This window comes from Catonella massiliensis (assembly GCF_016651435.1).
GTDB classification, from domain to species: domain Bacteria; phylum Bacillota; class Clostridia; order Lachnospirales; family Lachnospiraceae; genus Catonella; species Catonella massiliensis.
The window spans coordinates 545,361-557,395 of the sequence record NZ_JAEPRJ010000001.1; the positions used below are offsets into that span (position 1 = coordinate 545,361).

Sequence of the window (12,035 nt, forward strand, 5' to 3'; positions counted from 1 at the left end):
ATGAAAGAACTTACCTACCCCTTTGATGAGAACTACATACTCTCAAAGAAAAAGAAAATAAAAAAGGAGCTCCTTGAAGCGGGTACCGGCTTTACGGATACAAGGATAGCCATCTTAGGAGGCTCCACTACCAACGACATCAAGCTTGTTATGGAGCTTTTCCTGCTTGACTACGGCATAAAGCCTTCATTCTACGAGTCTGAGTACAACCGCTATTATCAGGATGCTGTATTTCCTAATGAGGAGCTTGAAAGCTTTGCCCCTAAGATAATATACATCCATACCACCAACAGGAATATCACAGATTATCCTAAGATAAGCGATTCTCCTGAAACCATAGACGAGCTTATTAAGAGTGAAATGCTAAAATTCACCTCAATGTGGGAGAAATTAGAGGAGAAGTATCACTGCCCTATTATTCAAAATAACTTTGAAATGCCTCTCTACCGCCTTATGGGCAATAAGGAGGCCAGTGACATACATGGTAAAATCAACTTCATCAACAGGCTAAACGAAGAGTTTTATAAGTATGCAAGGGAGCACGATAACTTCTATATCTGCGATATCAACTACATATCTGCGGACTACGGTCTTAAGAAATGGCAGGAGCCGTTTTATTGGTATATGTATAAGTATGCCCTAAATGTGGCGGCCATCCCGTATCTTTCCTACAATGTGGCAAATATAATAAAGTCTCTCCTTGGTAAGAACAAAAAAGGCTTTGTGCTTGACCTTGACAATACTCTCTGGGGAGGCATAGTAGGTGATGACGGAGTAGACAACCTTGAGATAGGGCCTGAGGAGTCGGGCGGGCAGGTATACACCGAGTTTCAGAGCTATATCAAGGAGCATAAGGACCTTGGTCTTGTGCTAAATGTGGCTTCTAAAAACGAAGAAGAAAATGCTATAGCAGGGCTTAACCATCCTGACGGAGTGCTAAAACCTGATGACTTCATAGAGATAAGGGCTAACTGGGAGCCAAAAGACAGGAACTTTGCGGCTATAGCTGAGAGCCTTACTTTACTTCCTGAGAGTCTGGTATTTGTAGATGACAACCCTGCCGAGAGGGCGATAGTTGCAGGAAACCTTAAGGGAGTGCGGGCTCCTGAGATAGGTGAGGCTCATAACTACATCCAGACACTAGACCGCTCGGGCTTCTTTGAGGTAACTAACCTCTCAAAAGACGATTTAAGCCGCAATGAGATGTATAAGGAGAATGTAAAAAGGGCTAAGCTTCAGGCTTCTTTTGAGAACTACGAGGATTATCTCATCTCCCTTGAAATGGTTGGAACGATTAAGAGATTTGAGCCTATATACACAGCTAGAATCTCACAGCTCTCCAACAAGAGCAACCAGTTCAACCTAACTACAAAGCGCTATACCCAGACTGAGATTGAAGAGGTAATGGAGGATGAAGCCTATATTCCTCTTTATGGAAAGCTTGTGGACAAGTTTGGAGACAACGGAGTAGTATCCATTGTCATTGGCCATATTGTTGGTGAAGTCTGCCACATTGACCTCTGGCTTATGAGCTGCCGCGTGCTTAAGCGTGATATGGAGTTTGCCATGATGGATGAGCTTGTAAGGTTGTGCAAGGAAAAAGGAGTGAAGCAGATTAAGGGTTATTATTACCCTACAGCGAAGAATAACATGGTGCGTGACTTCTATGAACTTCAGGGCTTTACCAAGGTATCTGAGGACGAAAATGGCAATACAGAGTGGATTTTTGACATAACTGATGATTACAAGAACAAAAATAATGTGATTACTTTGCAGTATTAGTTTGACATTATCTTAAAATACGGTTATCCTTGTAAGGATTACCTAATGTGGCACAGGGCTATTACATGCCTGTTGGTGTCAAATATTTGCTATAAGGTTTAGTTATAACAAAATTTTATAAATGGAGGAAAATAAGATGACCAGAGAAGAAATTTTTGAGGGATTAAATGAGGTATTCAGTGATGTATTTGATGAGGAGATTACTGTCACAGATTCTACTACAGCAGATGATATAGAGGATTGGGACAGCCTTGAACATATCAATCTTATAGTGGCGGTTGAGAACAAATTCGGAATAAAATTTAATATTGGTGAAGTAAATAAGATGAAGAATGTTGGGGAAATGGTCGATATAATAATCGGCAGACTCAATTAATCGCGTAAATGCTTAGAATTAGTGGAGTTGCTTATCCTTTGGGTAGGTAAGTTCCACTTTTTCCTTGCTTTCAGTTAAAGATTGTTATAGAATGAGCATGTATGTTTACGTTATCTGGAAGTTTGCCAAATAATATTTAAGGAGAATAATATGTCTAAGACAATAGTATTTTCGCCGGAAGAAATATCCATTTTCTGTGATCAGATTGCCATGATACTAAATGGAGGTATTCCTGTATATGAGGGTGCCTACATTCTCTATGAAGAAATGGATGAAGGTAAGACTAAAGATGTATTAAAGAAGGTTGCTGACAATGTAAAGTCAGGAATGGCTTTTAGTGAAGCACTTAAAGAAAGCGGCTCATTTCCAACCTATATGTGTGAAATGGTTAGAATTGGCGAGATGACAGGTAAACTTGAAGAGATTATGCGCTCTTTATCGGACTACTATGAGAGAGAGAATCTCGTTAAGAACAGCATCAGAAGCGTAATCAGTTATCCAACTGTGCTTCTTGGTATGATGGCTGTCATACTTTTGGTTTTGGTTGGGAAGATTCTTCCTATGTTTGAGGATATTTTCCTCGAGCTTGACGGTGGTACAGGTACAACCATAGAACTTATGAACACAAGTATCCTCGTTTCTAAGATTATTGTAGGTGTAGTGCTTGTTCTCCTTGCTCTTCTCCTTATCAGCCTTGCGTGGTATAGATTTAAGGGTGGAAGTGCAGTTATTACCAACATAATAGACAACAATCCTATATCAGCAGGGCTTGCAGATAGAATAAGCATAGGTAAGTTCCTTGCTACTCTTGCGGTAATGAACTCCGCAGGTATGGAAATGACAGAGGCAGTTAAAAATGCTTCAAAAGTAGTAGAGAATAAAAAGACTTTAGCTAAGATAGATAAATGTATAGCCATGCTTGAGGCAGATGAAAAGCCTGAAGAAGCATTTAAGAAGGCAGACCTTCTCAATTCTCTTCATTCCAAAATGTTTGGTGTGGCTAGGATGAGCGGCTCAGGAGATTCCATTCTCTTTAAGCTTGTAGGAAGATTTGACGCAGATATTAACCAGAGACTAAACTCTCTTGCTTCGATTATAGAAACCGTACTTGTAGTGGTACTTTCCATTATTGTCGGTGCAGTACTCATATCGGTTATGATGCCTTTGATGAGTGTAATCGCATCTATAGGCTAAGGAGCGGTATATGAAGAGTTTTGTAAATGTTAAGGCAAGAAGGGCTGAGAGGCTCGTGGCAGTTAAGACAGTTTCTTTTGTAGTGGTTATTTTGGCGGTTTTGGTTGCGGGCATTTATTACATGGGCAACATTGGAAGTGAGCAGGGAATAAAGCTTACCCGTGAGGCGGCTGTAAGGACTGCCGTACAGTGTTACTCCATAGAGGGGATATACCCTCCCAATGTAGACTACATGGAAGCTAATTATAAGTTAAAATACGATAAATCCAAGTATTATATCCACTACGATGCATTTGCGTCAAATATTATGCCTACCATAGAGGTATATGAGAAGAGGTAATATGGAGAATAAAAAGAGTGAAAGGGGGCTGGTTCATACTGTCTGCGTGCTTGCCGTAATCTGTATGTTTGGGATATCGGCTATGATGCTTGGCAGTGTGGGAGCTTCGGTATATAAGAATATAGCTGAAAGGAATCTTGACAGCTTCGAGCTAAGGACTTCGCTGTCTTATGTTAAGACGAAGATTAATCAGTATGACGAGGTCGGAAAGATTGCAATCAAAGAAGTGAACGGCCTCAAGACGCTGGTTCTAAGTGAGGATGTAGAAGGGGAAATCTTTGATACCTTAGTTTATTTCTACAAAGGAAAGCTTTATGAAATAACAGGTGCAAGAGGCATGAAGTTTAAGCCTGAGGACGGATTTTCCATACTAAGCGTAGATTCATTTGAAATTTCAGAAAAAGACGGACTTGTTAAGCTGGTTACAATAGATGATGATGGGAGTACGGAAACCCTGTATGTGAAACTTAGAACCGCTTAGATGGGCTTTAAGGAGGAATAATGAATTCTTTTAACGTGGACAGCGCAAAGGATACGAGAACAGGTCTGGGGGTCATGCTTCCAGTGTTTGAGCTTGTTATTGCGATTGGACTATTTACAATTATAAGCATTTTTCTAATAAGATTCTTCACATCAGCCAATACTATGAGTAGACAGGCAGATGATTTGAGTAAAGGACTTATAAAGGCAGAGTCTGCGATAGAACTTGTCAAGGCATATAGCACTGAGGATGCGGCAGAAGAGCTTGGAGGTGAGGTTGTAAAGACTGCGGCCGGAAAGCAAATAGAAGCTTATTTTGATAAGGACTGGAAGAAGGCCTACAAGACTAACTGGAGATATTCTCTTGTGGTTATGCTTAAGGATATACCAAGAAGAAGTGGAGCTCTTAGAGAGATAAATGCTTTTATCAACAGAAATGACGGCGTCAATAATAACATAGTAATTGTGCATCTTGAAGGTGCAAAATACCTAAAAGGCGGCAGATGATGATAAATAATATTAAACGCAGAATAAACTCAGGCGGGGCTTTGGTTATACTGGTTATACTTGTTGTTGCCATGTCTATATTTGCTATACTTGCAGTCCAGTCGTCCCTTAACGAAAAGAAGCTTTCGACAAAGACGGACGAAAGCATAAGGAACTATTACAGAATGGATGCAGAGGCTGAGAGAGTGTATGCTAAGATTGATGAAATAATTAAAACAAGTGAAGACCTAACCGGGGACCTTGCAAAGCTTAAAGAATTAAAAGATGTTAAGCCGGATGATGGCGGTGTATTGGTAGAGGTTGGCGATATTAAGTACGAAGGTGACCGCCCTTTCCTTATCAGTTATAGTGTAGTTAAGGATGAGAGAAGCTTAAATGTCGAGGTTGGTGTTTCGGGCAAGGAAACAACAATTAACAGATGGAGTACTAAAACAAAATCGGAAGACCTGCAATACGAGCTTGAAATAACCGATTAATTATTAGATATAATGGGAGGTCTAAAATGGAGTTAATGAATATCCTTGAACGGGCGGTAAAAGAAGATGCATCGGATATCTTTCTTGTAGTTGGACAGGCTGTTTCCTTTAAGCTTGACGGCACAATTAGGAAGATGGATGAGACAAAGCTTATGCCGGTTGATACGGAGAACATTATTACCAGCATCTACGACAAGGCAGGCAGAAGCCTAAGCCACTTCATGACTACGGGGGACGATGACTTTTCGCTATCTATTGCCAATCTTGGGCGTTTTAGATGTAACGTGTTTAGACAGAGAGGTACTTTCGGTGCAGTTATCAGAGTGGTTCACTTTGAACTGCCAAGCTATAAGGACATGAGGATTCCTGAGAGCATAATGAAGCTGTCAGAGCTTAACAAAGGGCTCGTGCTTGTAACGGGAGCAGCAGGCTCAGGCAAGAGTACAACCATTTCCTACATCATTGACAGAATCAACGAGAACAGGAACTGCCATATCCTCACTCTTGAGGACCCTATCGAGTTCCTTCACAGACATAAGAAGAGCATAGTAAGCCAGAGAGAGGTAAAGATAGATAGCGAAAGCTATTCTTCTGCGCTAAGAGCAGCCATGAGACAGTCTCCTGACGTCATCCTTGTAGGAGAAATGAGAGACTATGAGACCATTGATATAGCCATGACAGCGGCAGAGACTGGACATCTTGTCCTCTCAACCCTTCATACTATAGGGGCTGCCAACACTATAGACAGAGTCATAGATGTCTTCCCTGCCTCACAGCAGCAGCAGATAAGGGTTCAGCTCTCTATGGTGCTTCAGGCTGTTGTATCTCAGCAGCTGATACCGGGGCTTAACAATGAACTTCTTCCTGCCTTTGAGATAATGAAGGCAAACAGTGCAATTAAGACCATGATTAGAGATAATAAGATTCATCAGATTGATTCAGTTATCTACTCTTCAGGTAAGGAAGACATGAGAACCATGGATTCAAGTATACTTGAGCTTTATACACAGGGACTTATAGACAGCCAGACTGCTATCAACTTTGCTACCAATCAGGAGATGGTTGGTAGAGCTTGTAATAGGTAAGAGGCCTATGGAAATAAATCTTGATGATGTAATTACCCTAAAGAAAATACACCCCTGCGGTTCTTATGACTGGAAGGTTATAAGAACCGGCATGGACATAAGGCTTAGCTGTCTGGGCTGTGGAAGACAGGTCATGCTTCCTAGAAAACAAGTCGAAAAGAGTGCGAAAAAGCTGGTAAAAGCGTCAGATGCTTGAAGGAGAACCTAAGTTAGAAGAAAATAATTGGTGAAAAAGGATTTTAGTACTTGCAAAATCCTTTTTTTTATGGCATAATAAATATTCGTGATGTAAAAAATAAATCCTTGCTCTTTTTACGCTACTCGTCCTAGCAGATAAAAGGGCCGGAAAAGACCAGAAGGAGGAGCAGAGCAACTATGAACAAATATGAATTAGCCTTAGTTGTTAATGCAAAAATCGAAGACGAGGCAAGAAACAAAGTAGTAGAAGATGTTAAAGGCCTTGTAACACGTTTTGGCGGCACTATCACCGATATCGATGAATGGGGAAAGAAGAAACTTGCTTATGATATTCAGAAGATGAGCGAAGGTTTCTACTATTTCATCCATTTTGAAGCTGAATCATCAGCTCCTAGTGAGATTGAGAGCCGTGTCCGTATTATGGAGAACGTTCTTAGATTTTTATGCGTTAAACAGGAAGCATAACTAAGAAGGAGGTTTTCCTTTATGAACAAAGTAATTTTAATGGGCCGTCTTACAAGAGATCCTGAGGTTAGATATTCCCAGGGTGACAGCCAGATGGCTATAGCAAGATTTTCACTTGCAGTTGACAGAAGATTTAAGAGACAGGGAGATACAGTTACCGCTGATTTCTTTAACTGTACTGCTTTTGGTAAGCAGGGTGAATTTGTAGAGAAGTATCTTAAGCAGGGTACCAAGATAGTAGTTACCGGACGTATCCAGAATGATAACTATACAAATAAAGAAGGTCAGAAGGTATACAGTGTTCAGATTATTGTAGAAGAGATAGAATTTGCTGAGAGCAAGAACGCAGCGGGCGGTGGAAGTTCATTCCAGAGTGCTCCTGCAGGCGGTAATCAGGAACCAATGATGCCTGAGGATGGCTTTATGAACATCCCTGACGGTATCGACAATACTCTCCCATTTCAATAATATTAGGAGGTAGGAACTATGTCATTCAATAAGGACAACAAAGGTTCTAGAGAAGATAAAAGTGATTTCCCACGCAGGAGACCAATGCACAGAAGAAAGAAAGTATGTGCTTTGACACCTGAAGAGCTTGATAACCTTGATTATAAGGATGCAGCTAAGTTAAAGAAATTCATCTCTGAGAGAGGTAAGATTCTTCCTAGAAGAATAACAGGAACAAGCGCTAAGCACCAGAGAATACTTACAACAGCTATTAAGCGTGCTCGCCACTTAGCTCTTATCCCATACGTTTGCGAATAAGAATGTATAATGTAAGCTCCATCGTTTGAAACATCAGGCGGTGGAGCTTTTTTGCAGGTTAAGAATTTTTTTTGATTTCCTAAGCAGATAAAATTTTAATAATAAATTTCTTTAAATTCATAGTTCAATAAAAGCTCTCTTAGGGGGATTGCAATGAATATTCCAATTTAAAAGAAAAAATCCAAGGCTTGACACCTTGAAAAAAAAATGATATTATAAAAAATGCACTATTATGTTTGAACATGGATAACTATGCTTATTATACCATAATCCACTTAAAAGTGCAAGCATTTAGTTGCATTTCTTGAATAATATGCTTAGATTTTTGTTTAAAATCCTGAATTTTAAATAATTTTAACTATGCTTAAGAGAAGTGTAACTGTAGTTGAAGTAAATACCGAGAATCAGTTCATAATAGGTTATCGGCAGATTTTAGAAAATATCAAGGGGTGAAAACGTCAATGAAGAAAAACAGAATTCGTCCGATCAAAGCAGGAAACGGAATTAGAATGAGTTATGCCAGACAGAAAGAAGTTCTTGAAATGCCTAATCTCATTGAGGTTCAGAAAAACTCATATCAGTGGCTTCTGACTGACGGACTTAAAGAGGTATTTGACGACATCTCTATGATTGTGGATTACAGTGGGCGCTATGGATTAAGATTTGTAGACTTTACCCTGGAGCCAAAGGAGAATCATACAATCGAGGTGTGCAAGGAAAGAGACGGAACATATTCGGCAGCACTTAAAGTGGTTGTAGAGTTGGTTGACATCAAAGAAAAGAAGGTGCGTTCTCAGCAGAAGGGTGTTTTCCTTGGTGAGCTCCCTCTGATGACAGATACCGGAAGCTTCATTATCAACGGTGCAGAGCGTGTAATCGTAAGCCAGTTAGTTCGTTCCCCGGGTATTTATTATAGTATTGCACACGATAAGACCGGTAAGGAGTTGTATACTTCTCAGGTTATTCCTAATCGTGGCGCTTGGCTTGAATACGAGACAGACTCAAACAATGTATTTTATGTAAAAGTAGATAGAAATAGAAAGGTGCCTATAACTGTACTTATAAGGGCACTCGGCGTGAGCCTTAATAAGGATATCGAAGAGCTTTTTGGCGATGAACCAAAGCTTCAGGCGAGCCTTGCTAAGGATGTTTCTACCAATTCTGATGAAGGTCTTCTTGAGCTGTATAAGAAGCTTCGTCCGGGTGAGCCTTTACTTGTAGAAAATGCGTTAAACTACATAAACAACATGCTTTTTGATCCAAAGCGCTATGACCTTGCAAAGGTAGGCCGCTACAAGTTTAACAAAAAGCTTGCCTTCCGCAACCGTATCGTAAGACATACGCTTGCAGAGGATGTGATGGATAGATCTACAGGAGAGGTTATCGGTGAGAAAGGTACTGTTATTACTACAGAGCTTGCTGATAAGCTTCAGAACTCTGCAGTTCCTTACGTATTTATTCAGGGTGAGGAAAGAAATGTAAAGGTGCTATCTAACCTCATGGTTGACATAAATGCATTCATTCCTGAACTTGACAAGGAAGAAGTTGGAATCACCGAGCTTGTTTACTATCCAAAGCTTGTGGAAGTTATGGAGCTTGCAAACGGAGACTTCGAGAGTGAAGACTTTAAGCGTGAACTTAAAAATCATATAAATGACCTTATTCCAAAGCATATAACAAGAGAAGATATATTTGCTTCTATTAACTATGTCTTCAATTTGGAGAGTGGAATAGGTACAGAGGATGATATCGACCACCTTGGTAACAGACGTATCCGTGCCGTAGGTGAGCTCCTTCAGAATCAATACCGTATCGGACTTTCCAGAATGGAAAGAACAGTCCGCGACAAGCTTGGAAGCATCGGAAGCGATGCTGTAGATGATACAAACCCAGGTGACTTTATCAACTGTAAGCCTGTAACTGCGGCCATCAAGGAGTTCTTCGGAAGCTCACAGCTGTCACAGTTCATGGATCAGCACAACCCTCTTGGTGAGCTTACACATAAGAGAAGGCTTTCAGCCCTCGGTCCTGGCGGTCTTTCAAGAGACAGAGCGGGCTTTGAGGTTCGAGACGTACATTATTCCCATTATGGAAGAATGTGCCCTGTAGAGACGCCGGAAGGACCTAACATCGGTCTTATTAACTCGCTTGCAAGTTACGCAAGAATCAATGAATACGGCTTCATTGAAGCACCATATAGAAAGCTTGATAAGTCAGATCCTGAGAATCCTAGGGTAACTGATGAGGTGGTTTACCTTACCGCTGACGAGGAAGACCCATTTATAGTTGCACAGGCGAATGAGCCTCTTGATGAAAATGGATATTTTATAAATAACACGGTATCAGGCCGTTTTAGGGACGAGACTTCTACCTATGACAAGAAGAACGTAGAGCTGATGGACGTATCTCCTAAGATGGTATTTTCAGCAGCTACTGCCATGATTCCTTTCCTTCAGAACGACGATGCGAACCGTGCACTCATGGGCTCTAACATGCAGCGTCAGGCGGTGCCTCTCCTCTTCACTGATTCAGCAGTGGTTGGAACAGGTATGGAAGCAAAGGTGGCAGTAGACTCAGGAGTGTGCGTACTTGCTGAGAAGGCAGGCGTGGTAGTAAGCGCTTGTGGAGATAGAATTTTAATCAGAAATGATGATGACAACAGAATAACAGAGTACCCACTTCTCAAATTCGCAAGAAGTAATCAGGGAACCTGTATAAACCAGCGTCCTATAGTTAATAACGGTGACCACGTAGAAGCTAAGCAGGTTATTGCAGATGGTCCTTCTACAAAGGGTGGAGAGATTGGTCTTGGCAAGAGCCCTCTTATCGGCTTTATGACTTGGGAAGGCTACAACTACGAGGATGCGGTTCTTCTCTCAGAGCGTCTTGTAAGAGACGATGTATACACCTCTGTTCATATAGAAGAATATGAGTGTGAGGCAAGAGATACAAAGCTTGGAGACGAGGAAATCACAAGAGATGTGCCTGGTGTAGGTGATGATGCTCTTAAAGACCTTAATGAAGACGGTATCATAAGAATAGGTGCAGAGGTCCGTGCCGGAGATATTCTTGTAGGAAAGGTTACTCCTAAGGGAGAGACAGAGCTTACTGCAGAAGAGCGTTTACTTCGTGCCATCTTCGGTGAGAAGGCAAGAGAGGTAAGAGATACTTCACTTCGTGTTCCTCACGGTGAGTACGGAATCATAGTAGATGCTAAGAAGTTTGAAAGAGAAAAGGGCGATGAGCTTGCCCACGGCGTAAAGAAGAGCGTAAGAGTATATATTGCACAGAAGAGAAAGATCCAGGTAGGAGATAAGATGGCGGGACGCCACGGTAATAAGGGTGTAGTTTCAAGGGTGCTCCCTGTTGAGGATATGCCTTTTCTTCCTAACGGGCGCCCTCTTGACATAGTACTTAACCCACTCGGCGTGCCTTCACGTATGAATATCGGACAGGTGCTTGAGATTCACCTGAGCCTCGCTGCCACGGTACTTGGCTTTAAGGTATCCACACCTATCTTTGATGGTGCCAACGAGGAGGATATCGGCGATACACTTGAGCTTGCCAATGACTACATCAATATGCCTCTTGACGAGTTTGAAAAGAAATATAGAGATGACCTTGGTGATGAGGTAATGGATTATCTGCTCACACATCTTGATTCCAGAAATGACTGGAAGGGTGTAAAGATAGGAAGAGACGGTAAGGTATGGCTTAAAGACGGTAGAACAGGCCAGTACTTTGATTCACCTGCTACAGTAGGCTTCATGAACTACCTTAAGCTCCACCACCTTGTAGACGATAAGATTCATGCCCGTTCTACAGGTCCTTACTCGCTGGTTACACAGCAGCCACTCGGTGGTAAAGCACAGTTTGGTGGACAGCGTTTCGGTGAGATGGAGGTTTGGGCACTTGAGGCTTATGGTGCCGCATATACCCTTCAGGAGATTCTTACTATCAAGTCTGATGATGTTGTTGGCCGTGTCAAGACCTATGAAGCTATTATAAAGGGAGAGAACATAAGTGAGCCTGGTATACCTGAGTCATTTAAGGTTCTTCTTAAGGAACTTCAGTCACTGGCTCTTGACGTTACCGTGCTTGATGAGGACGGAAACGAAATCAAGATGATGGAAAATGTTGAGTATGGTGACGAGGATCTTACTCCACTCATTGAGACTGAGGATACATTTACTTTTGATGATGCTTCAGCAAAGAACGGCTTCACTACCGGTACACCTGAAGAGCTTGAAGAGGGTATACAGGATGAAGAAGACCCGGATTATTTTGATGGTGAGGATTTAGATTTAGACTACGATGGTAATGACGATAACGAAGACTTTTAATTTGACTGTGTGAAATATTTATTT

At 41.4% G+C, this 12,035-nt stretch carries 13 protein-coding genes; all 13 read left to right on the plus strand.

Translation table 11 applies throughout. From position 1 onward, the window contains the following. The 13 genes from JJN12_RS02380 (at window position 1) to rpoB (ending at window position 12,011) form a co-directional block, all read left to right on the plus strand. Window positions 1-1,782 (plus strand): HAD-IIIC family phosphatase, encoded by a 1,782-nt coding sequence (locus JJN12_RS02380; RefSeq protein WP_208428194.1) that lies wholly within the window; start codon window positions 1-3, stop codon window positions 1,780-1,782. Window positions 1,783-1,918: 136 nt separating this feature from the next. Continuing rightward, complete coding sequence (locus JJN12_RS02385) at window positions 1,919-2,158, plus strand: acyl carrier protein (protein ID WP_208428195.1); 240 nt, start codon at window positions 1,919-1,921, stop codon at window positions 2,156-2,158. A gap of 150 nt (window positions 2,159-2,308) precedes the next feature. Next, window positions 2,309-3,352, plus strand: a complete 1,044-nt coding sequence (locus tag JJN12_RS02390) for a type II secretion system F family protein (protein ID WP_208428196.1) — start codon at window positions 2,309-2,311, stop codon at window positions 3,350-3,352. Between the two features lie 10 nt (window positions 3,353-3,362). Further along, a complete protein-coding gene (locus tag JJN12_RS02395; RefSeq protein ID WP_208428197.1) occupies window positions 3,363-3,692 on the plus strand; it encodes a hypothetical protein in 330 nt (109 codons plus the stop codon). Window position 3,693: 1 nt separating this feature from the next. Then, on the plus strand, window positions 3,694-4,173 hold the full coding sequence (locus JJN12_RS02400; RefSeq protein WP_208428198.1) for a DUF4860 domain-containing protein: 480 nt from the start codon (window positions 3,694-3,696) through the stop codon (window positions 4,171-4,173). Window positions 4,174-4,193: 20 nt separating this feature from the next. Then, a complete protein-coding gene (locus JJN12_RS02405; protein ID WP_208428199.1) occupies window positions 4,194-4,679 on the plus strand; it encodes a hypothetical protein in 486 nt (161 codons plus the stop codon). Further along, window positions 4,679-5,155 (plus strand): hypothetical protein, encoded by a 477-nt coding sequence (locus tag JJN12_RS02410; RefSeq protein WP_208428200.1) that lies wholly within the window; start codon window positions 4,679-4,681, stop codon window positions 5,153-5,155. The genes JJN12_RS02405 and JJN12_RS02410 overlap by 1 nt, the downstream gene beginning before the upstream one ends. 26 nt (window positions 5,156-5,181) lie before the next feature. After that, window positions 5,182-6,240 carry a type IV pilus twitching motility protein PilT gene (locus JJN12_RS02415; RefSeq protein WP_208428201.1) on the plus strand — a complete coding sequence of 353 codons (1,059 nt, stop codon included), beginning with the start codon at window positions 5,182-5,184 and terminating at the stop codon, window positions 6,238-6,240. 7 nt (window positions 6,241-6,247) lie between these two features. Next, complete coding sequence (locus JJN12_RS02420; protein WP_208428202.1) at window positions 6,248-6,436, plus strand: DUF951 domain-containing protein; 189 nt, start codon at window positions 6,248-6,250, stop codon at window positions 6,434-6,436. A 179-nt stretch (window positions 6,437-6,615) separates the two neighbouring features. Further along, a complete protein-coding gene (gene rpsF, locus JJN12_RS02425) occupies window positions 6,616-6,903 on the plus strand; it encodes a 30S ribosomal protein S6 (protein ID WP_208428203.1) in 288 nt (95 codons plus the stop codon). Window positions 6,904-6,924: 21 nt separating this feature from the next. Beyond that, window positions 6,925-7,371: a single-stranded DNA-binding protein gene (locus JJN12_RS02430; RefSeq protein WP_208428204.1), complete on the plus strand. Its 447-nt coding sequence runs from the start codon at window positions 6,925-6,927 to the stop codon at window positions 7,369-7,371. An 18-nt stretch (window positions 7,372-7,389) separates the two neighbouring features. After that, the gene (gene rpsR / locus JJN12_RS02435) at window positions 7,390-7,668 is read left to right on the plus strand and encodes a 30S ribosomal protein S18 (protein ID WP_208428205.1); all 279 of its coding nucleotides are present in this window, start codon (window positions 7,390-7,392) and stop codon (window positions 7,666-7,668) included. Between the two features lie 461 nt (window positions 7,669-8,129). Further along, a complete protein-coding gene (gene rpoB / locus JJN12_RS02440) occupies window positions 8,130-12,011 on the plus strand; it encodes a DNA-directed RNA polymerase subunit beta (protein WP_208428206.1) in 3,882 nt (1,293 codons plus the stop codon). Window positions 12,012-12,035: the final 24 nt, after the last annotated feature.

What these genes read in the sequence shown, in the direction of transcription:
- JJN12_RS02380 (WP_208428194.1), top strand. Translation starts at nt 1, where the DNA reads ATGAAAGAACTTACCTACCCCTTTGATGAGAACTACATACTCTCAAAG.
- JJN12_RS02385 (WP_208428195.1), top strand. Translation starts at nt 1,919, where the DNA reads ATGACCAGAGAAGAAATTTTTGAGGGATTAAATGAGGTATTCAGTGAT.
- JJN12_RS02390 (WP_208428196.1), top strand. Translation starts at nt 2,309, where the DNA reads ATGTCTAAGACAATAGTATTTTCGCCGGAAGAAATATCCATTTTCTGT.
- JJN12_RS02395 (WP_208428197.1), top strand. Translation starts at nt 3,363, where the DNA reads ATGAAGAGTTTTGTAAATGTTAAGGCAAGAAGGGCTGAGAGGCTCGTG.
- JJN12_RS02400 (WP_208428198.1), top strand. Translation starts at nt 3,694, where the DNA reads ATGGAGAATAAAAAGAGTGAAAGGGGGCTGGTTCATACTGTCTGCGTG.
- JJN12_RS02405 (WP_208428199.1), top strand. Translation starts at nt 4,194, where the DNA reads ATGAATTCTTTTAACGTGGACAGCGCAAAGGATACGAGAACAGGTCTG.
- JJN12_RS02410 (WP_208428200.1), top strand. Translation starts at nt 4,679, where the DNA reads ATGATAAATAATATTAAACGCAGAATAAACTCAGGCGGGGCTTTGGTT.
- JJN12_RS02415 (WP_208428201.1), top strand. Translation starts at nt 5,182, where the DNA reads ATGGAGTTAATGAATATCCTTGAACGGGCGGTAAAAGAAGATGCATCG.
- JJN12_RS02420 (WP_208428202.1), top strand. Translation starts at nt 6,248, where the DNA reads ATGGAAATAAATCTTGATGATGTAATTACCCTAAAGAAAATACACCCC.
- rpsF (WP_208428203.1), top strand. Translation starts at nt 6,616, where the DNA reads ATGAACAAATATGAATTAGCCTTAGTTGTTAATGCAAAAATCGAAGAC.
- JJN12_RS02430 (WP_208428204.1), top strand. Translation starts at nt 6,925, where the DNA reads ATGAACAAAGTAATTTTAATGGGCCGTCTTACAAGAGATCCTGAGGTT.
- rpsR (WP_208428205.1), top strand. Translation starts at nt 7,390, where the DNA reads ATGTCATTCAATAAGGACAACAAAGGTTCTAGAGAAGATAAAAGTGAT.
- rpoB (WP_208428206.1), top strand. Translation starts at nt 8,130, where the DNA reads ATGAAGAAAAACAGAATTCGTCCGATCAAAGCAGGAAACGGAATTAGA.